The sequence below is a fragment of the Lelliottia sp. WB101 genome, assembly GCF_003051885.1.
GTDB lineage: Bacteria > Pseudomonadota > Gammaproteobacteria > Enterobacterales > Enterobacteriaceae > Enterobacter > Enterobacter nimipressuralis.
In genome coordinates, this window is the sequence record NZ_CP028520.1 from 640,433 (window position 1) to 664,953 (window position 24,521).

The following is a 24,521-nucleotide window of genomic DNA, read 5'->3' on the forward strand; positions in this document are numbered from 1 at the left end:
TAAAAGAACCTTTTCTTAGATTTAGCGTCAGTAACTATAGCTGTAGCGCGTAGCAATACAGCCTGAAGTATGACCGGTAACAACAGAAATTTTGCGCGCTTTCTGTTATCCTTGCGCCGCAATTGCATTATTAACCAGAGGCTTTACATCGTTTATGTCCGGCTGGCCACGAATTTACTACAAATTACTTAATTTACCATTAAGCGTCCTGGTAAAAAGTAAGTCTATCCCGGCGGAACCTGCGCTGGAATTAGGGCTCGATACCTCGCGCCCTATTATGTACGTTTTGCCTTACAACTCGAAGGCAGACTTACTGACGCTCCGCGCCCAATGTCTGGCGCATGACTTGCCCGATCCGCTCGAACCCCTTGAGGTCGACGGGACTCTGCTGCCGCGCTACGTGTTTATTCACGGCGGGCCGCGCGTGTTCACCTATTACACGCCAAAAGAGGAGTCCATCAAGCTGTTCCACGACTACCTCGATCTGCACCGCAGCAACCCCAGTCTGGATGTCCAGATGGTGCCGGTGTCGGTGATGTTTGGTCGTCGTCCTGGCCGTCAGAAAGGCGAGGAAAACCCACCACTGCGTATGCTGAACGGCATCCAGAAGTTCTTTGCCGTCTCATGGTTAGGCCGCGACAGCTTTGTGCGTTTCTCCCCTTCCGTCTCCCTGCGCCGCATGGCGGATGAGCACGGGACGGATAAAATCATCGCCCAGAAACTGGCTCGCGTCGCGCGTATGCACTTTGCCCGTCAGCGTCTGGCTGCCGTTGGCCCGCGCCTGCCTGCACGCCAGGACCTGTTCAACAAATTGCTGGCATCTAAAGCCATTGCCCGCGCGGTTGAAGACGAAGCGCGCAGCAAGAAAATCTCTCACGAGAAAGCCCAGCAAAACGCCATCGCTCTGATGGAAGAGATTGCGGCCAACTTCTCCTACGAGATGATCCGCCTCTCCGACCGTATCCTGAGCTTCACCTGGAACCGTCTGTATCAGGGGATTAACGTCCATAACGCCGAGCGCGTGCGTCAGCTTGCCCACGACGGCCACGAAATCGTCTATGTGCCTTGCCACCGCAGCCACATGGACTACCTGCTGCTGTCATACGTGCTGTATCACCAGGGGCTGGTACCACCGCACATCGCGGCCGGTATCAACCTGAATTTCTGGCCAGCTGGCCCGATTTTCCGCCGTCTGGGTGCGTTCTTTATTCGTCGTACCTTCAAAGGCAACAAGCTCTACTCCACGGTGTTCCGCGAATATCTGGGCGAGCTGTTTAGCCGTGGCTATTCCGTTGAGTATTTCGTCGAAGGGGGGCGTTCCCGTACGGGCCGTCTTCTGGACCCGAAAACCGGTACTCTGTCGATGACCATTCAGGCGATGCTGCGCGGCGGTACGCGTCCGATTACGCTGGTGCCGATTTACATCGGTTACGAGCACGTCATGGAAGTGGGCACTTACGCCAAAGAGCTGCGCGGTGCGACCAAAGAGAAAGAGAGCCTGCCTCAGATGCTGAAAGGCCTGAGCAAGCTGCGCAATCTCGGCCAGGGTTACGTGAACTTTGGCGAACCGCTGCCGCTGATGACCTATCTGAACCAGCACGTGCCGGAGTGGCGCGAATCTATCGACCCAATCGAAGCGATTCGCCCTGCATGGCTGACGCCAACGGTGAATAATATCGCGGCCGATCTGATGGTGCGTATTAACAACGCCGGGGCGGCGAACGCCATGAACCTGTGCGTCACGGCACTGTTAGCCTCACGCCAGCGCTCACTGACGCGTGAACAGCTGACCGAACAGCTCGATTGCTATCTGGATATTATGCGTAATGTCCCGTACTCAGCGGATTCCACCGTTCCGTCTGCCACCGCCAGTCAGCTGATCGACCACGCGCTGCAGATGAACAAGTTCGAAGTTGAGAAGGACACCATCGGGGACATCATCATTCTGCCGCGCGAGCAGGCGGTGCTGATGACCTACTATCGTAACAACATCACGCATATGCTGATGTTGCCGTCGCTGATGGCAGCCATCATCACTCAGCATCGCCGCATTTCCCGTCAGGAACTGCTGCGCCATGTTGAGACGCTCTATCCGATGCTGAAAGAAGAGCTGTTCCTGAGCTGGAGCAAAGATGAAGTGGCCGTTGAGCTGGAAAAACTGACCGCTGAGCTGTTGCGTCAGGGTCTGTTGACCGTCAAAGATGACGAGCTGCATATCAACCCGTCACGTTCCCGCACGCTGCAACTGCTGGCGGCCGGTGCGCGTGAAACATTGCAGCGCTACGCGATCACCTTCTGGCTGTTGAGCGCGAACCCGTCCATCAACCGTGGTACCCTGGAAAAAGAGAGCCGCACGCTGGCTCAGCGTTTGTCTGTGCTGCACGGCATTAACGCGCCAGAGTTCTTCGATAAAGCGGTGTTTAGCTCACTGGTACTGACGCTGCGCGATGAAGGCTATATCAGCGATACCGGCGATGCGGAACCTGAAGAGACGATGAAGGTTTATCAGATGCTGGCCGAGCTGATAACGTCGGACGTGCGTTTGACCATTGAAAGCGCAACGCAGGACGAGTGACATAAAAAAGCCGGGAGGCGGTTTCGCCTTTCCCGGCTTACAAATATGCATCAGATTTATGCCCGGTGAGCGTTAGCGCTGCCGGGCATTTTTTTCAGGAAAAATAGCTCATCGCCAGCCCTAAAAACAGCACCAGCCCAACATAGTTGTTGTTCAAAAACGCTTTGAAACAGGCTTCACGCTCGCGATTCGCAATCAGCTTTTGCTGATATGCAAACAGCATCCCCGCCACCAGTACGGACCAGTAAAATTCCCAGTTCAGAGCATTCAGATAACCAATCAGTACCATCAGCCCTAACACCGCGACCTGCAATACCCCGATGATCAGCTTGTCGTGGCGGCCAAAAAGAATCGCCGTCGATTTGATGCCGATTTTCAGATCGTCATCGCGGTCGACCATCGCATACTGGGTGTCGTACGCCACCGCCCACAGAATGTTAGCGAGGAACATCAGCCAGCAGCTCAGGGGTACAGATTCACTGACGGCGGCAAACGCCATCGGAATCGACCAGCCAAAGGCCGCGCCCAGCACCACCTGCGGCAGATGGGTATAGCGCTTCATAAACGGATACACCCACGCCAGCGCCAGTGCCGCAACCGAGAGTAAAATCGTCATCGTGTTGAGCGTTAAAACCAGCAGAAACGCGAGGAGCACCAGCACCACAAACAGGGTGCGGGCCTCTTTTTCCGACACCTGACCGCTCGGCATCGGGCGGTTGGCGGTGCGTTTCACGTGGCCGTCAAACTTGCGGTCGGCATAATCGTTAACCACGCAGCCCGCGGCACGCATCAGCCAGACGCCTGCGACAAACACTGCCAGGATCCACAGCGGCGGTAAACCTGGGGTGGCAACCCACAGCGCCCATAGCGTCGGCCACAGCAACAAAAAGGTGCCGATGGGTTTATCGGTACGCATCAAGCGGTGAAAAGCCAGCAGCTTATCCTGCGTCAGACTCCACTCCATTTTCATATCCTCTTAGTACAACGGCGATGCAGGCAAAAAGAGTTCTGTCAGCATGAGCGGCTTGCCGCTTAAGCGCAGGCGGGAACGGCGTCCCCACAGGTCTGCATTGCGACCAATTTCAATAAAATCACGGGTAAGCTCAGACGACGTAAAAAGATAGCGTCCCAGCGGGGTTTTACCCAGCTGTTGCAGCGCCAGCTCCGGGCCGCACAGGGTAGATTCAGGGACCACGGTCCGCCCGGCAAGCCAGGGTTCACCATCGGCGCAGAGTAAAATTTCACGCAGCCAGTAACGATCTTCTTTTGGCAGCAGCGGCAGTTCACTGGCGACGTCATCAGGCGAGACGAACCCTTCCTGAATCAGCGTTACCGTGACTTTTTTCCCCTGCTGCTCAAAGCGTTTCGTCATGGAATCTTCCAGCAGCAACCAGTCCAGTTGCTCCGGGTCAAGCGCGGGAATGTTTTCAAAATAGCGCAGCGCACGCAGTTGCGTTAGCGCAGGGTGTGACATGCCAGACTCTCCGATACATAACGTCTGGCTATTGTATCGCAGAAAAGCAGATTGGGGGCGGCCAAACGCGGTTTAACGATCATTATCGCAACAGGAGTGCAACAGCCTGCGCCGCCCAAAAAAAAGTGCGCCCACTCAGGCGCACTAAACTACTGACAACATCAGCACTGCGGGGAGACGGTCACCCCTTGCCTTTTACACTGCTGATAAAGGTGGAACGGGCAGTGGTCGAACCTAAACGCTCAGCTTCATCCAGCAGCTTCAGCGCTTTGTCTACATCGCCGCGATCAACTGCTTCTTTGATGGCGCGATTGAAGTAACTTTCGGTGTCATTCAGCATCGGCTCGGCTTTCTTCGCCGGAGCTGGTGCTGGTGTCGGCGCAGCGGCAGGGGCAGCGGCGACAGGCGTGGCATAAGCTGGTGCGGCGGTGTTACCCACGGTCACAGGGCCAGGGCCAGCGGAGCCAAACAGTGGGCCAACCAGCACGCTGGAGGCAGAAGAGGTGCTGACCTTCAGTTTCAGCGTGCCGTCGGTGGTGTGGCGCGCTTTTGGATCCGGAATATCCGGGACCGCATTGCCCGTGCCTTTGGCGTAGGCTTTGGCCGGGTCAACCAGGGTAGTTGTCTGGGCGAGATCCTGCGGCGTCGTGAAGACCAGCACATAAATTTTCTGCTGACCCAGCGCAGGCGTCAGGCGCATCACCCCTTCCAGGCGATCGGCGCTCATCACGCCCGGTTCCTGATAGGTAAAATAGCTGCTCGGGAAGAACGCCGATGGCGTCATGTTCTGATCCAGAATCAGCACGTTCGGCGCAAAGACGTGTGTTTGCTTGTCGACAATACTGGTCAGCGTCAGGTTCAGCTCACCAATGTTTGCCGGGACGCTCCAGGCCGCGACCGGGCCGGAAATACCAGGCACATTCAGCTGCTGGCCGCCGCTCGCAAGATCGGTGCTTTGGGTTTTAGACTGGTCGACAGGCGTCCAGACCAGTTGTTGCAGCGCAGAAGCCGGGATGGCGGGAGCCGCCGTGGTGTTCTGCGGAACGAAATTAACCTCGGCAAAACTGACTGCCGGAACGCTTGCCAGCAGACCAGCGGAAAGGCAGAGGGCGACGAGACTTTTATTCATTTTCATTGTTATCACCTCAGATATTCAGCGCAGCGGTGGCCAGGCAATAGCGCGCGACGCTTAAATCAGAGGGGCTTGCGCCCCTCCTTTGTTTAGCCATTACGTGAGATTAACTGCGGATTACCACCAGATTTCCATCTGGGCACCGAAGCTCCACTCGTCGTTATCGCCGCGGCCAAGGCCTGCAGTCTGCATACCGAAGTTGGAGTTGTAGTTACCGCTGGTAGTGATCGGGCTACCCGAAGTGTCGTAACCCCATTTCTCATCCCACTTCGCATAGGTTGCGAAGACGCGGATTGCCGGACGGGACCAGATGCTGTCGCCAGCCTGCCATTGTTGCGCCAGGGTGACTTTGTACTGGTTGTTTTTGTCGCCGGTGTTCTGGGATTTGACGTTGTCGTAGCCCACTTCCAGCAAGGTGCTCATGATTGGCGTCCATTTGTACATTGGGCGCACACCCACGGTGTACCATTTGGTGCCGTTGCCGTTATCCCAGTCGATGTCCTGGTACATACCGACGTACATCAGGTCCCAGCTGTCGCCCAGGGAAATTGCACCGTGGTCGAGAACGCGCAGCAGGTGGCCGTTGTTGTTGATGCCGTAGGCATACAGTTTGCCATCGGAATCGTCATTACCCAGACCGATGCCAGCACCCTGGTTCAGGCCTTTACCCTGAGAGGTCATGGAGTCTGTTGCGTACTGAACGACGAACTTGTTAAAGCCTTTCAGCATGCTTTGGGTATGTTCTGCGGTGAACATCCAGCCATCTTTGGAGGCGTTCGGCTGCAGATAGTAATCGTCATTTACGTTGGTGTGACCGTAGTCAACGCCCAGTTCCAGCGTACCGCCTGGGTTGATTTCCATCTGCGCTAAACGCACGTCGAAGACGTCGTTAGCGGTATCAGTGGTGTAATCACGAATGTTGTTGCTGGCGAAGGTAGAGGAGCCGCCCGCTTCAGTCGAACGGGTCACTGCCATGGAGAGTTTACCAAAGCCGAGATCCACGTTTTCCAGACCTGCACCCGGGCCGGAGATATCCCAGTAGTAGAAGTCGATCATGTGAACGTCATGACGCTGATAGAAGCGCTTACCCGCCCACATGGTGGAACCTGGCAGCCATTCAATCAGGTTTTTACCCTGCACGTTGGCTTCACGGAACGCGGGATCAGTAGCTTCCCAGTCGTTCTGCTGTGCAACGGAGTACGCGACGTTGGTGTCGAAGTAGAAGCTCTTATCGCCTTCTTTCCACACTTCCTGGCCCAGTTTCAGCTCAGCGTAAGTTTCACATTCGTTACCAAGACGATATTTACTTTGTGCACCCGTTGCCTGGAAGCACTGTTGCGCGCCGCCGCTACCGGTCCAGCCGATACCCGAACGGGCGTAACCTTTAAAATCGACGGCGCCCGCGTGAGCAGACAAAATGCCTGCAGTCACGGCGATTGCCAGTGGAAGTTTGCGCAGAGTAATCATTATTCTATCTCCTGAGATCATTGCTTTTCTTATTACACTTCACTCTTCGGGCTGCCTCTTCGTTGGCTGCAGCGCGAAGGATGACGTGTAGTTTTGTTGGAATGCTTAAACGCCTGGCTCTTTATGCAGCCGACGACATGCAGTGCCATCCTCTCGGAACAGATGGCAACGCTCTGGCGGCAAACCGATAGCGAATGTGGCACCCTCTTCTACCAACACCACGTCGTTCTGGCGGTAAACCAGGTTCTGACGGATGGCGGGGATCTGGATATGAATCTGTGTTTCGTGACCAAGTTGTTCGACGACCTGAACTTCCCCTTCCAGCGTCACATCGGCGATCTGACTTGGCAGTAAATGTTCAGGACGAATACCCAGGGACATGTTTGCCCCGACCTGTACGTTAGCGCTGTCCACTGGCAGCCAAATCTGCTGACGGTTCGGCAGTTCCACCTGTACCTGTTCGATCGCCGTTGCGGTCACTTTGACCGGCAGGAAGTTCATCTTCGGCGAGCCAATGAAGCCCGCAACGAAGCGATCTGCCGGGTAGTGATACAGCTCCAGCGGTTTTCCCACTTGCGCGACGCGACCGGCGTCCAGCACCACGATTTTGTCGGCGAGCGTCATCGCTTCGACCTGATCGTGGGTGACGTACACCATCGTGCGGCCAAGGCGTTTGTGCAGGCGGGAAATTTCAATACGCATCTGAACGCGCAGGGCGGCGTCCAGGTTAGAAAGGGGTTCATCAAGCAGGAACACGCGCGGTTCCGCCACCAGCGTACGGCCAATCGCCACGCGCTGACGTTGTCCGCCGGAGAGCGCTTTCGGTTTACGCTCCAGCAGGTGTGCCAGCTGCAGCACTTCCGCCACCTGGGTGACGCGCTGATTGATGACATCTTTTTTCGCTCCGGCCAGCTTCAGGCCAAAGGACATGTTTTCGGCAACGGAGAGATGGGGATAAAGCGCATACGACTGGAAAACCATGCCGACACCGCGTTCGGCGGGGGGATATCGTTCATGCGGGTTTCACCGATAAACAGATCGCCACTGGTGATCGTTTCAAGTCCAGCAATCATACGCAGCAGTGTTGACTTACCGCAGCCTGATGGGCCAACAAACACCACGAATTCACCTTCGTGGATGTCGAGATTGATGTCTTTTGACACCACTACGTCGCCCCAGGCTTTCGTTACATTCCGCAGCTGTACGCTCGCCATGCCCTTCTCCCTTCGTTACAACCTGTCACCGACAGAAACATTCAACATAAGTTCACTATGGGGTATCCATAAGTTCTGCAAATCCTCCACCCCCTGCCTTTTTCATGGGGGAGGAGGCGGGAGGATGAGAGAACCGGTTCTGCCACCGCGCCGGGCGTGGTCTGGGTAAATTCGTGATGCAGGCGGCAAAATTCAGTGGGTTTTTATGTGCGCCATGACTCATAACTTAAATTTATGCAACGCAGATCACACAAAGCGGGGGTGGGGCGTAGACCTAAGGAGGATGGAAAGAGGATGTCATATAAGGAAACTGGCTCACGTTGAACCACCTCAGTGTATCCACGAGCACATCACCAAAAAGGATGGCAGATATGAAGATCAAGACTGGCGCACGCGTTTTCGCATTGTCCGCCCTGGCAGCAATGATGATTTCCGCACCGGCTCTCGCCAAAATTGAAGAAGGTAAGCTGGTTATCTGGATTAACGGCGACAAAGGCTATAACGGCCTGGCCGAAGTGGGTAAGAAATTCGAAAAAGACACCGGCATCAAAGTCACCGTTGAACACCCTGACAAACTGGAAGAGAAATTCCCGCAGGTCGCGGCAACGGGCGATGGCCCGGACATCATCTTCTGGGCGCATGACCGTTTCGGTGGCTACGCGCAGTCTGGCCTGCTGGCTGAAGTCTCTCCTGATAAAGCGTTCCAGGACAAACTGTTCCCGTTCACCTGGGACGCCGTGCGTTACAACGGCAAGCTGATCGCCTATCCGGTGGCGGTTGAAGCCCTCTCCCTGATTTACAACAAAGACCTCGTACCGAACCCGCCGAAATCCTGGGAAGAGATCCCAGCTCTGGATAAAGAGCTGAAGGCGAAGGGTAAGAGCGCGCTGATGTTCAACCTGCAAGAACCGTACTTCACCTGGCCGCTGATCGCAGCCGACGGCGGGTATGCCTTCAAGTTTGAAAACGGCAAATACGACGTGAAAGACGTGGGTGTGGACAGCGCTGGCGCGAAAGCCGGTCTGACTTTCCTGGTTGATCTTATCAAGAACAAACACATGAACGCGGATACCGATTACTCCATCGCGGAAGCTGCGTTCAACAAGGGCGAAACCGCGATGACCATCAACGGTCCTTGGGCCTGGTCTAACACCGACAAGAGCAAAATCAACTACGGCGTCACGCTGCTGCCAACCTTCAAAGGCAAACCGTCTAAACCGTTCGTTGGCGTGCTGAGCGCAGGCATCAACGCCGCCAGCCCGAACAAAGAGCTGGCGAAAGAGTTCCTCGAAAACTATCTGCTGACCGATCAGGGTCTGGACGAAGTGAACAAGGACAAACCGCTGGGTGCCGTCGCGCTGAAGTCCTTCCAGGATACCCTCGCGAAAGACCCACGCATTGCGGCCACGATGGATAACGCCCAGAAAGGTGAAATCATGCCGAACATCCCGCAAATGGCGGCGTTCTGGTATGCCACTCGTACGGCGGTGATCAACGCAGCTAGCGGTCGTCAGACTGTCGATGCCGCGCTGAAAGACGCGCAAGGTCGTATCACCAAGTAAGCACTATGGCGGGTGAGCGTAGCGATCCCGCCCTACTACTACGGCTCAAACCGTAGGTCAGGTCAGCGATGCGCCGCCTGACAATAAGTTTTCATCGCTGTAGAGGAAGATTCCCCATGGATATCATTAAAAAGAAACACTGGTGGCAAAGCGACACGCTGAAATGGTCAGTGATAGGTCTGCTGGGCTTACTGGTGGGTTACCTTGTTGTTTTAATGTATGTGCAGGGGGAGTACCTGTTCGCCATCATGACGCTGATTTTAAGCTCTGTTGGCCTGTATATTTTCGCCAATCGTAAAGCCTATGCCTGGCGTTATGTCTATCCGGGCGTGGCCGGGATGGGGCTGTTCGTCCTGTTCCCGCTGATCTGTACCATCGCTATCGCATTTACTAACTACAGCAGCACCAACCAGCTCGCGCAGGAACGCGCCCAGCAGGTGCTGATGGACCGTTCTTATCAGGCCGGAAAGACCTTTAACTTTGGTTTATACCCGGCGGGTGACGAATGGAAGCTGGCCCTGACCGACGAAGGGACCGGTAAAAACTATGTCTCCGACGCCTTTAAATTTGGCGGCGAACAGAAACTCACCCTGAAAGAAGCCGATGCCCTGCCGGAAGGCGAGCGCGCGAATCTGCGTGTCATCACCCAGAACCGCCAGGCGCTGACCCAGCTGACGGCCATCCTGCCAGACGAAAGCAAAGTCATCATGAGCTCGCTGCGCCAGTTCTCCGGCACGCAGCCGCTCTATACCAAAGCCGATGACGGCACTCTGACCAACAACCAGAGCGGCGTGAAATACCGTCCGAACAACGAGATCGGCTTCTATCAGTCGGTGAATGCCGACGGCAACTGGGGCGACGAAAAACTCAGCCCGGGCTATACCGTCACCATCGGCTGGGACAACTTTACCCGCGTCTTCACCGACGAAGGCATCCAGAAGCCGTTCTTCGCCATCTTCGTCTGGACAGTCGTCTTCTCGGTCCTGACGGTGATCCTGACCGTGGCGGTCGGCATGGTGCTGGCGTGCGTGGTGCAGTGGGAATCCCTCAAGGGCAAAGCCATCTATCGCGTGCTGCTGATTCTGCCGTATGCGGTTCCGTCGTTTATCTCGATTCTGATTTTCAAAGGGCTGTTCAACCAGAGCTTCGGTGAAATCAACATGATGCTGGGCGCGCTCTTTGGCATCAAACCGGCCTGGTTCAGCGACCCGACCACCGCCCGCAGCATGATTATCATCGTCAATACCTGGCTCGGTTATCCGTACATGATGATCCTGTGCATGGGGCTGCTGAAAGCGATTCCGGACGATCTGTACGAAGCCTCGGCGATGGACGGCGCAGGCCCGTTCCAGAACTTCTTTAAGATTACGTTCCCGCTGCTGATCAAGCCGCTGACGCCGCTGATGATTGCCAGCTTCGCCTTTAACTTTAACAACTTCGTACTGATTCAGCTTCTGACCAACGGCAGCCCGGACAGGCTCGGAACCACCACGCCAGCAGGCTACACGGACCTGTTAGTGAGCTACACCTACCGCATCGCCTTTGAAGGCGGCGGCGGTCAGGACTTCGGGCTGGCAGCCGCCATCACCACCCTGATCTTCCTGCTGGTAGGCGCACTGGCGATTGTGAATCTGAAAGCCACACGCATGAAATTCGACTAAGGAGGGCACACATTATGGCTATGGTACAACCCAAATCTCAGAAACTGCGCCTCCTGGCGACGCACTTAGGGCTACTGATTTTTATCGCAGCAATCATGTTCCCGCTGCTGATGGTTATCGCCATCTCCCTGCGTGAAGGGAACTTCGCCACCGGCAGCCTGATCCCGGATCAGATCTCCTGGGAGCACTGGAAGCTGGCGCTGGGCTTCAGCGTCGAACACGCCGATGGCCGCGTGACGCCGCCGCCGTTCCCGGTGCTGCTGTGGCTGTGGAACTCCATCAAAGTGGCCGGCATTACCGCCATCGGGATTGTGGCGCTCTCCACCACCTGCGCTTACGCCTTTGCCCGTATGCGTTTCCCCGGCAAAGCGACGCTGCTGAAAAGCATGCTGATTTTCCAGATGTTCCCGGCAGTGCTTTCACTGGTGGCGTTGTATGCGTTGTTTGACCGTCTCGGTCAGTACGTTCCTTTTATCGGTCTGAACACTCACGGCGGCGTGATTTTCGCCTACATGGGCGGTATCGCGCTGCACGTCTGGACGATTAAGGGCTATTTCGAAACCATCGACGGATCGCTTGAAGAAGCGGCGGCCCTGGATGGGGCAACACCGTGGCAGGCTTTCCGCCTCGTGCTGCTGCCGCTGTCGGTGCCGATTCTGGCGGTGGTCTTTATTCTGTCGTTCATCGCGGCCATTACCGAAGTCCCGGTCGCGTCACTGCTGCTGCGTGATGTGAATAGCTACACGCTGGCCGTAGGTATGCAGCAATATCTCAACCCGCAAAACTACCTGTGGGGCGACTTTGCCGCAGCCGCTGTGCTCTCCGCCATCCCGATTACCGTGGTGTTCCTGCTGGCTCAGCGCTGGCTGGTCAACGGCCTCACAGCGGGCGGTGTGAAAGGTTAAGCTTCATTGTGTTATGCCACTGCAACCCTCAACTTTAGACGTATTGTATTGACCCAATACTCAAAATATTTTGCGGTGCTGGAAGGCGGCAAGTGAGTGAATCCCAGGAGCTTACTAAAGTAAGTGACTGGGGTGAGCGAACGCAGCCAACGCATCAGCAGCGTAAAATATGAAGAGTAAACTTGTGACTGTTGTTTGGCGGCCTTCAGGCCGCCATTTTTTTATTCACGTTTCAGCCGCTTAGAGTTGCACAGCCAGAGGGTAATCACTAACAGCAGGATCGCCGCCGAGTAGATCAGCACATCAAGGGGGGATTTATGATCGACGATGATCAGCCGCACAATCGCGGTGATCCCGATATAGACGAAGTAACGCAGCGGGAAGTGAAAGCCAGACTGAAAGTACTTCACAATCAGGGCGATAAATTCGAAGTAGAGAAAGTAGACCACCAGTCCTTCAACCAGCTCATATTTGCTGGTTTGTTCAGGGGCGAACAGCACATCCGCCAGATGCACCGTCTCTTTGCCGAGAAAGACGACCAGTATCAGGCCAAGGCTCAACAGACCGAGGCTCAGCACGGTCTGGAGGACCATTGAGATAAACTCAACGCGCGGACGAGTCAGGGATGTCATACAGCACCTCATTCTCTGGAGCGAAGATCCTGTATAACTCAAAAATGTGACAGAGATCTATATTTTTTGTTTATGTTTGGAGCAAACCAGAGGAATCGCCCGGTGGCGCGACGCTTACCGGGCCGACAAAATCGTTGGCCGGAAACGCGCAGCGCCATCAGGCAAAACAGTATTAACGGAAGTTAACGGAACGGTCGCTGGTCATGTCGTACAGCTGGAACTTACGTCCAAGCTGCTGTCCACCGTCACGCGTCAGCGGCGTCCAGCCAATCGCTGCGCGGCTGCGGGTCGGGCCTGACGAGAAGAGATCCAGCGGGATGGAAACATATACCCCTTTGGTGAAGTCCCCTTCCCCGTACTCGTCCGGCGACACGTTAGTGATCGTCGCATAACCGCCCACGACCACGCCGCTGTCGAAGCGCTTCGCAATCTCCAGCGTACCGCCCTTATCCCCGCCAGATATTGCCCGATGCTGGCTTTCACCAGCACGTCCTGGGCAAACGACGGCGTCCAGTAGGCGGTCAAATGACCGGTTTTGACGCTGTAGTCGGTGAATTTCATCATGTCCTGCGCACTGCGCCAGTCACGCTGTTTCACGTAGTTGGCATCCAGGCCGAACGCCCAGTTGCTGTCTACCGGACGATAGAGCACTTCTGCCCCCGCGCCGCCGTACATGGTTTCCAGATAACCGCCATACACCTGGCCGTAGAAGCCATTTCCGAGATACTGGAAATAGTTGGCCTGCAGGTTATTCACATACACATCGTTCTGCACATATTCACGCACGCGGGTACGCACGCGCGGCAGCTTCGAGTCGCTCGGCGGATTGGTGTAGTTAAATTTGTCGTAGTTGTTGGCGATGTTGCCAAACACGCTGCCGGTGGTCAGCAGGTGATCCGTCATCCACAGATCCGCCGTGGCCATCACGCCCAGCTGATACATGTAGAAGTTTTCCGGGCCGCCGACGGACTGGTTGAGGATCGGGTCGATATGGAAATCGAAGCGCGATTTGTCGATATACCAGCCCTGCTCGGTGGTTTCTGGCACGACCGGTTCGATACGTTTTTGCACCAGCTCCGTTTCGTGGCCCAGCGGTTCGCCTTCGAGATGACGCTTCAGGCTGGCGACATCCGTTTCCGTGGTCACCTGCGGCATGTTGAGTCGGTTTTCCGTCACGCGGATCGTGCGGATCCCATCCGGCAGATCGTTCATCACGATCCGGTTCGCCCGTTCGATCCCTTCGTGGGAGTCGCGATACTTCACCTGCTCGCCCGTGACATACAGCGTGTCACCTTTGGTCTGGATTTTCGGATCGGCCAGACCCGCGTTGTATTTCAGCAGAGTCAGCTGATTCGCCACCACCGAGTGCTGCATGATCGCATCCTGCGGCTGCGGTCGGTAGGCCGGGCGGGAGTTGTCGTTGTAGGACGGACGCATATCGTTAAAGTTGGTTCGCAGCGTGACACCAAACATGAAGGTGTTGCCGCGCTCGTAGCTGAGGTTAACGTCGGCCCAATCGGTAACACGGTAAATGGCGCCGACGTTAAACTTGCTCTTCTGCTCGATCTTGCCTGCAAAATCTTCCGTGTAGTTGTTGCCTTCGTACTCCAGCTTCAGGCGCAGCGGCTGCCATGGCGTCTGATACTCCACGCCGCCAAACAGCGACGCCGGGCCGTGGAACATCTGATCGCCGTTGACCGAACCGGCTTTCTGATAGCTGTTGTCGCGATAGCAATATTTGTCGCTGTAGGAGCAGAACGGGTTTTTCACGTTGCCGCTGGTGCCAAGATATCCCCAGCCCATCCCGAGGGAGAAATCGAACGGTCCCCAGGCTTTGTTGGCGACGATGTACTCCGCATCAAACAGACCCGTACCGCCGATATCGCGCGCGCCGACGGAGACCTGCGGCATCCAGTAGCTCTCTTCCCACAGGCGCAGTTTGACGTCGAAGGCTTTGTCTTTGTAAGTCTGGTTGCCCGAGAACGCTTCGACGCTGCTGTACTGTTTGGTACGCACATCGGTGTAACGCAGGGTGGTTTCCAGCCACGGGAAGAGCTGTACCGATGCGGAATAGTAGCGGTACTGATCGTTATCGCGGTAGTTAAGGCTGATTTCGCCCTCGCGCGCCATACGTGCCGTTGGCGTTTGCAGCAAGCCGACGCCGCCGAAATCTGACTGCGACGGCCCGACGGGCGCGGGAAAGGTTTCAGCGTGGCAGGCGGCGCTGACGCAAAGCGCCAGCATGCTGTAGAGATAAGTTCTTTTCATTAATCCGGTATCCGATGCGTCAGGGAGTGAAGGATGTCGGTGTTCAGTCCGTCATACGCCTTCGTCCAGAAGTGATCGGCAAAGCCGACAAAAATCACGCTGCCCGGCATCGGCTCGATATGGCGTTTGTTCCAGTACGCTACCGGGGCTTTTTGCGTGCGACCATCGGGATAAACCACCCACGCATAGCTGCGATCCGCACCTTCCAGCAGGCTCTGGTCATCCAGGTAACTCGCGAGATCGCGCCCCGGCGTAAACGGCTTTTTGCCAGGAGCGCTGACCAGCCCCATCACCGTCACGGTGGTCGGCTGCGGTGTGATCCACAGGGTGTATTCCCCTTCCAGGGTCGGATTGCCTTTCTCCGCCACGCGCACTTCGTCGGGATCGAGATTAATCAGCTGGCGCCCCGTTACGCTTATCGCCTGCAGCTGCTGGCGCACGGCGTTAATCGCGGCAGCCGTGTCGCCCGTTTCTTGCCCTGCCAGACCCGTCAGCCGGGCCAGCAGCGCCTTGTGTTGTTGATCGGCAACCGTGCTGGCCTGACGCTCGCTGATCACCGCCCCCGGCCACCAGCTATTCGCCAGACGCGGCTGGCCGACCAGATCAATCAGATGTTCAGCGTTCGAAAGTGTTTTCGGCTCTTTACTGCCGGGGGTAAAGACCTTGACGGTGCCCGCCGACCACGCCAGCGGTGCGGTCAGTGTCAGGAGCAGCGCAGCAGATGTGATGATTTTCATTGTTTCGCCGCCTTGATCAGGGTGGCTTTCACCGGGAAGAAATTCGCGCCAAGGTATTGCAGAGACTGGCGAATCTGCCCTTCGTCATCCACCCAGAAGCGGTTGTGCCAGCGAGCCTGGTCGGTCGTGACCTCTTCATCAAGGATACGCACCTGAGTTTGGTCGCTGCCCACGGTCACGGTATCAGTGCCATCCCAGCGGAACTGGGATCGCGCCGTGGCGTAGCGCACCTGTTTGTGCTCCGTCCAGCCCATGGTGCGCGTCCAGCTTGCGCCATCGACGATCTGATTCGGTTTGATAAGCGGATCTTCTGCGAGGTTGTTCACCTCAAGCAGGTTGTCGCCGCCGAGCAGGGTTTTCACCAGTCGCCCATGCTGTGTTACGAGTGTGGCCTGGTCCTGCGTCACCCATTTCTGCTGCCCGTTTTCGGCGAAAGCGAGCACCACAAACAGCTGTGGCCCGTCGTTTAACTGCATGTACTGGCTGGCGTAAGGCATATTCTGGATATCGTCATCCGTCAGATGCACGCCCGGCGTGCCGAACAGGCTGTCCCACAGTGAGTTTCCCAGCCCTTTGGTGGTGGCTGAGCACGCCTGCAACAGCAGGCAAATCAGAATGATTGCAGGTCGCTTCACGACTCTTCTCCGAAGGGGTGAAATAACCACACCGAAGTGTGGTTATGGTAATACACCCGTTATTACTGAGTGCTTGTTGTCGTGGTGGTCGTGGTTCCGGTATTGGAGCCATCACCGCCACCGGTTGCCGCCAGAGCGACACCCACGGCCGAGCCTACGGTGCTGGTCGCGGTTGCGGTAGAACTCCCCGCAGACGCAGACGTTGCCGCCGAACCTGCTGCTTCCCCGACCTGAACCGGAGCCGCATAGGCAGACGTCGCCGCAAGCGCAGATATGGCAAAAATGCCATACAGTACTTTCTTCATAACAATTTCCCTTCAATGAATGAATGGAGATTTGCCCAAAAAGAAATTCAGGCGGATTCGAGTATACACAACTAAAGCAGAGGGATTGCCGAACGGGGAAATAGGGGGATGGTTTTAGGATAAATGGATGAAAGGAAATAGCATCGGCTATTTACTATTTATAAAAACATATTAAATCAACAAGTTATAATATACACGAAAACACAAAGGCTCCGTATATTCCTAAAATAACACCCAGTGATTAGCGGGGTAATCGACCTTTTCGGATTAAACTCAGAATAGAAATTTGCGCCAGGTAACGGACAACCGGAATTATCCGATAAAAAAATGCCGGCATTTCGCCGGCATTGATATGGGAATATTAATTATCCGCGCCAGGATTTATAACGATTAATCAGACCATTCGTTGAACTGTCATGGCTGTTAATATCTTTGTCATCACCCAGCTCTGGCAGAATGCGGTTAGCCAGCTGTTTGCCCAGCTCAACGCCCCACTGATCGAAGGTGAAGATATTCAGGATCGCGCCCTGCGTGAAGATTTTGTGCTCATACAGCGCAATCAACGCACCCAGGCTGAACGGAGTGATTTCGCGCAGCAGAATGGAGTTGGTTGGGCGGTTGCCTTCGAAGACTTTGAACGGCACCACGTGGTCCAGCGTCGCCGGATCTTTACCCTGATCGCGATATTCCTGCTCAACCACGTTGCGCGCTTTACCAAACGCCAGCGCTTCGGTCTGGGCGAAGAAGTTAGACAGCAGCTTCTGATGATGGTCTGAGAGCGCGTTGTGGGTCACCGCTGGCGCGATGAAATCACATGGGACCATTTTGGTGCCCTGGTGAATCAGCTGGTAAAACGCATGCTGACCGTTAGTGCCCGGCTCACCCCAGATGATTGGGCCAGTCTGGTAATCCACGGCGTTGCCGTTACGGTCAACGTATTTGCCGTTGGATTCCATGTTGCCCTGCTGGAAGTACGCCGCGAAGCGGTGCATGTACTGATCGTACGGCAGGATCGCTTCGGTTTCAGCGCCGAAGAAGTTGTTGTACCAGATGCCGATCAGCGCCAGCAACACCGGCAGGTTTTTCTCAGCCGGGGTGGTGGAGAAGTGCTTGTCCATCGCGTGGGCGCCGGAGAGCAGCTCAACAAAGTTGTCGTAGCCCACGGACAGGATGATCGACAGACCAATCGCTGACCACAGGGAGTAACGGCCGCCGACCCAGTCCCAGAACTCAAACATGTTCGCGGTATCGATGCCGAACTCGCCCACGGCTTTGCCGTTGGTGGAGAGCGCCGCGAAGTGTTTCGCCACGTGTTTGTTATCGCCAGCCGTTGCCAGGAACCAGTCGCGCGCGCTGTGGGCGTTGGTCATGGTTTCTTGCGTGGTGAAGGTTTTAGACGCAACCAGGAACAAGGTGGTTTCTGGATTCACTTTTTTCAGCACTTCGGCGATGTGGGTACCATCGACGTTGGAGACGAAGTGCATGTTCAGATGGTTTTTGTACGGACGCAGCGCTTCGGTCACCATGAAGGGGCCGAGGTCAGAGCCGCCGATACCGATGTTGACCACGTCGGTGATCGCTTTGCCGGTGTAGCCTTTCCAGCTGCCAGAGATAATGGCTTCAGAGAAGGTTTTCATCTTCTCAAGCACGGCGTTCACTTCCGGCATCACATCTTTGCCGTCAACGATAATCGGGGTATTGCTACGGTTGCGCAGGGCAACATGCAGAACAGCACGGTCTTCGGTGCGGTTAATCTTCTCGCCGGAGAACATGGACTTGATCGCCCCTGCCAGATCGGTCTCTTTCGCCAGATCCTGCAGTTTTGCCAGCGTCTCTTCGGTGATGCGGTTTTTGGAGAAATCCACCAGCATCAGATCGTCGAAGGTTGCGGAGAATTTGCTGAAACGGTCGCCGTCTTTCGCGAACAGGTCCGCGATGGTGACGTCTTTCATTTCGTCGAAGTGTTTTTGTAGTGCCTGCCAGGCAGTTGTCTGCGTTGGATTGATATTTTTCATTAGCAATACTCTTGTGATTTGAGAATTGTGACTGCGGTCGATTGTAGCGCCTGCGCGCGGAAATTGTGATGGTTTTTATGCCATTGCCCTGGTCTGCATCAAACGGGCGTGAAAAGTCCCAAAAGTATAGTCGCTATAGCCAGCCCTATCGCGGTGGAATGTCCTCCGGATCGCCGTAAAACGAGGGATAAAATAATGGCTTGTTATTAGTCCTGTTACTGAGGGGTACCCCCCATGAAAAATCCGCATAATCCCAGCGTTGACAGGACTCTCCCCACATTTTATTTATAGGGCGGTATTTGCGCCTGCACCTGTCATCGTTTCGTTCTTGTGCCATGGTCGCTTTATTCTTTCCCTGACACGAGGATGTTATGACGAGTTTTGTTGTCGCCAAATTTGGCGGTACCAGTGTGGCCGATTACGACGCCATGAACCGCAGCGCCGACGTGGTGCTGGCCGATCCGACGACCCGCCTGGTGGTGCTTTCTGCATCGGCTGGCGTGACGAATTTGCTGGTGGCCCTGTCAGAAGGACTGGAAGCGACCGAGCGCTTTGTGAAGCTCGATGCGCTGCGCAAAATTCAGTTCGATATTCTCGAACGTATGAAGAACCCTCAGGTGATTCGCGAGGAAGTCGAACGCCTGCTCGAAAATATCACCACTCTGGCGGAAGCCGCCTCTCTGGCAACATCGACCGCGCTGACCGACGAACTGGTGAGCCACGGCGAGCTGATGTCCACCCTGCTGTTCGTTGAGATCCTGCGTGAGCGCGACGTGCTGGCGCAGTGGTTTGACGTGCGCAAAGTGATGCGTACCAGTGACCGCTTTGGCCGTGCCGAACCGGACGTCGCGACCCTTTCCGAGCTGTCTAAACAACAGCTGGCGCCGCGACTGGCCGAAGGAATTGTCATTACCCAGGGCTTTATCGGGAGCGAAGCCAAAGGCCGCACCACCACTCTGGGCCGTGGCGGCAGCGACTACACGGCTGCGCTGCTCGGCGAAGCGCTGTACGCTTCCCGCGTGGATATCTGGACCGACGTCCCAGGCATCTATACCACCGACCCGCGCGTGGTGCCTGCCGCAAAACGTATTGATGTTATCGCCTTTGAAGAGGCTGCCGAAATGGCGACCTTCGGCGCGAAAGTGCTGCACCCGGCCACCCTGCTGCCTGCCGTACGCAGCGATATTCCGGTGTTTGTCGGGTCGAGCAAAGATCCTAAAGCAGGCGGGACGCTGGTGTGTAAAAGCACTGAGAATCCACCGCTGTTCCGCGCCCTGGCGCTGCGCCGCAAGCAAACGCTGGTAACGCTGCATAGCCTCAATATGCTGCACTCTCGCGGTTTCCTGGCGGAAGTGTTTGGGATTCTGGCGCGCCACAATATCTCGGTGGATCTGATCACCACTTCCGAAGTGAGCATTGCGCTGACGCTGGACACCACTGGCTCGACGTCGACGGGCGATACTCTGCTGACGCAATCGCTGCTAATGGAGCTTTCCGCCCTGTGCCGCGTTGAAGTCGAAGAAGATCTGGCGCTGGTCGCGATTATCGGCAACCAGCTGTCACGCGCCTGCGGCGTGGGCAAAGAGGTCTTTGGCGTGCTGGATCCGTTCAATATCCGCATGATTTGCTACGGCGCATCGAGCTATAACCTCTGCTTCCTGGTACCAGGTCATGAAGCCGAGCAGGTCGTGCAGAAACTTCATCATAATTTGTTTGAATAATATTCCTTAGCACGATAAACATTACCTATAGCCGGGCTCGAACCCGGCTTTTTTATAACTAAATAACACAACGTCATCGCAAGGAATTCACTATGTTATCCGCTATCACGCGGCTGTTCCCGTTATGGGCACTGCTGCTCTCTGTTCTCGCCTATTACACGCCATCGACTTTTACCCCTGTCGGCCCGTGGGTTACGACGCTGCTGATGCTGATCATGCTCGGCATGGGTGTGCATCTGAAAATCGACGACTTTAAGCGCGTGTTGTCGCGCCCGGCACCGGTCGCAGCGGGGATTTTCCTGCACTATCTGGTGATGCCGCTGGCCGCCTGGCTGCTGGCGCTGGCTTTCAAGATGCCACCGGATTTGTCCGCCGGTATGGTGCTGGTGGGAAGCGTCGCCAGCGGTACGGCTTCGAATGTGATGATCTATCTGGCCAAAGGCGACGTGGCGCTGTCGGTGACCATCTCATCCGTCTCGACGCTGGTGGGCGTTATCGCCACACCGCTGCTGACGCGTTTGTATGTGGATGCGCATATTCAGGTGGATGTGATGGGGATGCTGCTCTCCATCCTGCAAATCGTGGTGATTCCGATTGCGCTCGGTCTTGTCATTCACCACCTCTTCCCTCGCGTCGTCAAAGCCGTGGAACCTTACCTGCCTGCTTTTTCGATGGTCTGCATCCTGGCGATCATCAGCGCTGTGGTCGCCGGTTCTGCCTCGCATATTGCCTCGGTCGGTTTTGTGGTGATTATCGCGGTGATCCTGCACAACACCATTGGTCTGCTGGGCGGATACTGGGGCGGGAAACTGTTTGGCTTTGATGAATCGACCTGCCGCACGCTGGCGATTGAAGTGGGGATGCAGAACTCAGGCCTCGCGGCAGCGCTCGGTAAGATCTACTTCTCTCCGCTCGCGGCCCTGCCTGGCGCACTGTTCTCCGTATGGCATAACCTGTCCGGCTCGCTGCTGGCGGGCTACTGGTCAGGAAAACCGATTGCAGAGCCAGCGAAAAAAGAAGTGGTGAAAGAAAACTAATTCACTTCGCGCAAACCCCGGCTTGCTTTACACTGAAGCCTCTACTCTCAAGAGGCTTCAGGTATGTCCACACCGAGATTGACCCAGAAAGACATGACGGAAAGCGAGCAGCGCGAGCTGAAAACCCTGCTCGATCGCGCACGGATTGCACATGGTCGTACTCTGACAAACGCTGAAACCAATCAGGTGAAAAAAGAGTACATCGACAAACTGATGGCCCAGCGTGAAGTCGAAGCAAAAAAAGCCCGCAAACTTAAAAAAGCGCAGGCTTATAAACCGGATACGGAATCCACGTTCTCGTGGTCTGCAAACACCTCACCCCGTGGAAGGCGCTAATTTAGCGCCCTTTCTTTTTACGGCCCGGCTGCACGAAACGCTTCCCGGCAGGCTTGTTGCGCTCTTTTTCTGCGGATTTTGGCGCACTGACGACAGGCCGTTTAATCCCCTGCGTTTTCGGTTTTGCTTTGGCTTTCGGCTTCGCCTCGGAAGACGAACCTTCTATCAGCTTAAACAGCTCAATCAGCTCATCGCCTGTCAGATCGCGCCATTCGCCCTGCGGAATTCCGGAGAGGCTAACGTTCATGATGCGCGTTCGCTCCAGTTTCGTGACCTCAAAACCAAAGTGCTCACACATACGACGGATTTGACGGTTTAGCCCCTGCACCAGGGTAATGCGGAAGGTGAACGGTGCCTCTTTTTTGACTTTGCACTTCTTCGTGACGGTACCGAGAATCGGCACGCCCGCGCCCATACCGCGAATAAAATCATCCGTAACCGGCTTGTTGACCGTGACCAGATACTCTTTCTCATGATCGTTACCGGCGCGCAGGATTTTGTTCACCAGATCGCCATGGTTGGTGAGAAAAATCAGCCCCTGCGAGTCTTTGTCCAGACGCCCAATCGGGAAGATGCGGCTGCTGTGGTTGACGAAATCAACGATGTTATCCCGCTCGCCATCTTCCGTAGTGCTAACAATACCCACCGGTTTGTTCAACGCGATAAAGACCAGATCTTCTTCGTCTCTTGGTTCGATCAGCTGACCATTCACTTTTACCACGTCGCCAGGCACCACCTGATCGCCAATGGTGGCGCGTTTACCGTTAAGGAAAACGTTACCTTGCTCGATGTAACGATCAGCCTCGCGACGCGAGCAGATTCCGCTCTCGCTAATGTATTTGTTTAATCGGGTTGATTGGGTGGGCAGCATAATTTCTCCTTAATGGGCGAAATATACCTTAGGTTTGGGCTGGTAAAAAGATTAGCCGGTAAAAACTGACTTTCCCTTTTCCGCCTTGCGAGGCGGCTTCAGGATCTGCGTTTCGCCCATTTATCGGATGACGATTTTCTTCTCATTTTTATTCAAAGGTTCAACGCAAGATGTGTTTTAAAAACATGAATGAATCGACAAGATACGCCCCAAAATGCAGTAAAGACAGATGATGCTGCAATACCGCTCTTTTAACGAGAAAGGCAACCCAACGCTCAAAACCACGTTAACGGTCATGCAAGCGCTGGGTCTCTCTTTAACGATTAAAAGTGCGCACGATTAATACTCATCCCTTTCATCATCTTCATCCGGCTGTTCCATCACGCTGTAGGCCACCGAGCAGAACAGGGAGTTGAGACGTTTCATGTCGCCAAGCAGCCCCAGGTGCAGGGAACTGGTTTCGATACTTTGCACGTTTTGCTGATGCAGACGGTCAACGTGTGCGTGGGAGTATCGGCGGTTGAGGATGCGGAAGCGATGCTTGTTGCGGCGCAAACGGCGGGCGCTGGGCACGTCGCCAGAAAAGAAGACCGACATGGCTAGCTGCAGGTTACTGAGTAATTGATCGTGCAGCGCATCCAGTTCAGCAACCCCTTCCAGCGAAAACGCCCGACGCGCGGCCAGCGATTTGTCGGCGATTTCACTGCCCATACGCTCGACAATATCGGATGCCTGCTCAAGGTTGAGGGACATCTCAATGATCTCGGCCCAGCGGCGGGATTCCTCTTCCGCCAGCTCGTCTTGCGGCATACGCGCGAGATAGAGTTTGATCGCGGTGTAGAGCACGTTGATATCATCGGCCAGTTTGCGCAGCTCTTTCTCCTCGCGAGGCTCGCCGTGCATCACTTTCTTCAGTCCATCCAGCATGGTTTCCATCGCGTCGCCCATACGCAGGGTTTCGCGGGCGGCATTGGCCAGCGCCAGCGCCGGGGTATCCAGCGCTGAAGTGTCGAGATGCTTCGGCTTCAGGCGGGCGTCCAGCTCGGGCTCATCGCGGATCATGCGCTTGCAGAACCGCGCCATTGGCCCGGCGAACGGCACCATCGCCAGACAGCGCACCAGGTTGTAGAAGACGTGGAAGTAGATCACCAGCTCAGCTTTCGGCAGCGGCAGGTTATCCATCAGATTCGCCAGCGGGTGAACAAACGGCAGGATTATCAGGCTGCCCACCAGCTTAAAGAGCAAACTCCCCAGCGCCACGCGACGGGCCGCAGCATTTGCGCCGCTGTTGTTGAGCATCGCCAGCAGACCCGAGCCAAGGTTCGCGCCGATCACCAGGCACAGCGCCACCGGGAAGGAGATTGCTCCTGCGGTGGTCAGGGTGGCGGTCAACAGCACGGCCGCCAGACTGGAGTAACTGATGATGGCAAACACCGCGCCAATCAGCGCGTCGAGCATGATGTCGCCCGTCAGCGAGGCGAAAATCACCTGCACTCCGTTAGCCTGGGTGATCGGCGTAACCGCCTGCACGATCAGCTCCAGCGCCAGCAGAATCAGCCCGAGACCAATCCCTACGCGCCCCAGCTGTCCTTCGCGGGTCTGTTTGCGGCCAAGGAAGAAGATGACGCCGATGAAAATCAGCAGCGGTGAAAGCCAGGAGAGATCGAAGGTCAGGATACGCGCCATCAGCGCGGTCCCGACGTCGGCACCCAGTACAATCACCAGCGCCGGCGTCAGCGCCACCAAATCTTGCGCCACAAACGATGTGACGAGCATGGTGGTGGCGTTACTGCTTTGCACGAGGGCGGTGACGCCGATCCCCGCGCAGAAGGCGAGCGGCTTCTTCTCAACGCTGCGGCTGAGGACGGTGCGTAAGCGCGCGCCAAAGACGCGCATCACGCCGGTACGAACAATGTGCGTGCCCCAGACCAGCAGGGCGACGGCCGATAGCAGGTGTAACAACGTCAGCACGGA

18 protein-coding genes and 3 pseudogenes are annotated in these 24,521 nt (G+C 55.8%); 8 read left to right on the top strand and 13 right to left on the bottom strand.

The window, feature by feature from the left end; genetic code table 11:
- The first annotated feature begins 154 nt into the window (after positions 1-154).
- Complete coding sequence (gene plsB / locus DAI21_RS03050; protein ID WP_100778065.1) at positions 155-2,575, top strand: glycerol-3-phosphate 1-O-acyltransferase PlsB; 2,421 nt, start codon at positions 155-157, stop codon at positions 2,573-2,575.
- A 94-nt stretch (positions 2,576-2,669) separates the two neighbouring features.
- On the opposite strand, the gene ubiA is transcribed toward plsB, so the two are convergent.
- From ubiA to malK, 5 genes and pseudogenes are all read right to left on the bottom strand, one after another.
- A complete protein-coding gene (gene ubiA / locus DAI21_RS03055; RefSeq protein ID WP_107702465.1) occupies positions 2,670-3,539 on the bottom strand; it encodes a 4-hydroxybenzoate octaprenyltransferase in 870 nt (289 codons plus the stop codon).
- Between the two features lie 12 nt (positions 3,540-3,551).
- Complete coding sequence (gene ubiC / locus DAI21_RS03060) at positions 3,552-4,049, bottom strand: chorismate lyase (RefSeq protein ID WP_100778067.1); 498 nt, start codon at positions 4,047-4,049, stop codon at positions 3,552-3,554.
- Between the two features lie 181 nt (positions 4,050-4,230).
- Positions 4,231-5,184, bottom strand: a complete 954-nt coding sequence (malM, locus tag DAI21_RS03065; RefSeq protein ID WP_107702466.1) for a maltose operon protein MalM — start codon at positions 5,182-5,184, stop codon at positions 4,231-4,233.
- Positions 5,185-5,298: 114 nt separating this feature from the next.
- Positions 5,299-6,651, bottom strand: a complete 1,353-nt coding sequence (locus DAI21_RS03070) for a maltoporin (RefSeq protein ID WP_100780781.1) — start codon at positions 6,649-6,651, stop codon at positions 5,299-5,301.
- Between the two features lie 102 nt (positions 6,652-6,753).
- Positions 6,754-7,862 (bottom strand): annotated as a pseudogene (gene malK, locus DAI21_RS03075) (maltose/maltodextrin ABC transporter ATP-binding protein MalK).
- 371 nt (positions 7,863-8,233) lie between these two features.
- On the opposite strand from malK, the gene malE reads away from it, so the two are divergent.
- From malE to malG, 3 genes are all read left to right on the top strand, one after another.
- Positions 8,234-9,424, top strand: coding sequence for a maltose/maltodextrin ABC transporter substrate-binding protein MalE (malE, locus tag DAI21_RS03085; protein ID WP_107702467.1), 1,191 nt, complete (start codon positions 8,234-8,236; stop codon positions 9,422-9,424).
- A 116-nt stretch (positions 9,425-9,540) separates the two neighbouring features.
- On the top strand, positions 9,541-11,085 hold the full coding sequence (gene malF, locus DAI21_RS03090; RefSeq protein ID WP_107702468.1) for a maltose ABC transporter permease MalF: 1,545 nt from the start codon (positions 9,541-9,543) through the stop codon (positions 11,083-11,085).
- Between the two features lie 14 nt (positions 11,086-11,099).
- Positions 11,100-11,990, top strand: coding sequence for a maltose ABC transporter permease MalG (malG, locus tag DAI21_RS03095; RefSeq protein WP_100778072.1), 891 nt, complete (start codon positions 11,100-11,102; stop codon positions 11,988-11,990).
- Positions 11,991-12,211: 221 nt separating this feature from the next.
- Here malG and psiE read toward each other — a convergent pair whose 3' ends face one another.
- From psiE to pgi, 6 genes and pseudogenes are all read right to left on the bottom strand, one after another.
- Entirely contained in the window at positions 12,212-12,622 is a 411-nt protein-coding gene (gene psiE, locus DAI21_RS03105) for a phosphate-starvation-inducible protein PsiE (RefSeq protein ID WP_095280319.1), read from the bottom strand.
- Positions 12,623-12,794: 172 nt separating this feature from the next.
- Positions 12,795-14,890: pseudogene (locus DAI21_RS03110) on the bottom strand (YjbH domain-containing protein).
- Positions 14,890-15,627, bottom strand: a complete 738-nt coding sequence (locus DAI21_RS03115) for a capsule biosynthesis GfcC D2 domain-containing protein (protein WP_107702469.1) — start codon at positions 15,625-15,627, stop codon at positions 14,890-14,892. Before DAI21_RS03115 ends, DAI21_RS03110 begins: the two are co-directional and overlap by 1 nt.
- Entirely contained in the window at positions 15,624-16,262 is a 639-nt protein-coding gene (locus DAI21_RS03120; protein WP_107702470.1) for a YjbF family lipoprotein, read from the bottom strand. The genes DAI21_RS03115 and DAI21_RS03120 overlap by 4 nt, the downstream gene beginning before the upstream one ends.
- A gap of 62 nt (positions 16,263-16,324) precedes the next feature.
- Entirely contained in the window at positions 16,325-16,567 is a 243-nt protein-coding gene (gene yjbE / locus DAI21_RS03125) for an exopolysaccharide production protein YjbE (RefSeq protein ID WP_100778077.1), read from the bottom strand.
- Positions 16,568-16,932: 365 nt separating this feature from the next.
- Positions 16,933-18,582, bottom strand: a complete 1,650-nt coding sequence (pgi, locus tag DAI21_RS03130; protein WP_107702471.1) for a glucose-6-phosphate isomerase — start codon at positions 18,580-18,582, stop codon at positions 16,933-16,935.
- 371 nt (positions 18,583-18,953) lie between these two features.
- Here pgi and lysC point away from each other — a divergent pair, with 371 nt between their 5' ends.
- The 3 genes from lysC (at position 18,954) to DAI21_RS03145 (ending at position 21,676) form a co-directional block, all read left to right on the top strand.
- Entirely contained in the window at positions 18,954-20,303 is a 1,350-nt protein-coding gene (gene lysC / locus DAI21_RS03135; RefSeq protein ID WP_100778079.1) for a lysine-sensitive aspartokinase 3, read from the top strand.
- Positions 20,304-20,395: 92 nt separating this feature from the next.
- The gene (panS, locus tag DAI21_RS03140; RefSeq protein ID WP_100778080.1) at positions 20,396-21,340 is read left to right on the top strand and encodes a ketopantoate/pantoate/pantothenate transporter PanS; all 945 of its coding nucleotides are present in this window, start codon (positions 20,396-20,398) and stop codon (positions 21,338-21,340) included.
- 63 nt (positions 21,341-21,403) lie between these two features.
- Positions 21,404-21,676 (top strand): DUF3811 domain-containing protein, encoded by a 273-nt coding sequence (locus tag DAI21_RS03145; protein ID WP_100778081.1) that lies wholly within the window; start codon positions 21,404-21,406, stop codon positions 21,674-21,676.
- Between the two features lies 1 nt (position 21,677).
- On the opposite strand, the gene rluF is transcribed toward DAI21_RS03145, so the two are convergent.
- Positions 21,678-22,547 carry a 23S rRNA pseudouridine(2604) synthase RluF gene (gene rluF, locus DAI21_RS03150; protein ID WP_100778082.1) on the bottom strand — a complete coding sequence of 290 codons (870 nt, stop codon included), beginning with the start codon at positions 22,545-22,547 and terminating at the stop codon, positions 21,678-21,680.
- Between the two features lie 241 nt (positions 22,548-22,788).
- Here rluF and DAI21_RS23165 point away from each other — a divergent pair.
- Positions 22,789-22,890, top strand: a pseudogene (locus DAI21_RS23165) (transcriptional regulator); the annotation flags it as partial.
- Here the strand turns inward: DAI21_RS23165 and DAI21_RS03160 are convergent.
- Positions 22,887-24,518, bottom strand: coding sequence for a Na/Pi cotransporter family protein (locus tag DAI21_RS03160; RefSeq protein ID WP_100778085.1), 1,632 nt, complete (start codon positions 24,516-24,518; stop codon positions 22,887-22,889). The pseudogene DAI21_RS23165 and the gene DAI21_RS03160 sit on opposite strands and share 4 nt — an antisense overlap.
- Between the last annotated feature and the right edge of the window lie 3 nt (positions 24,519-24,521).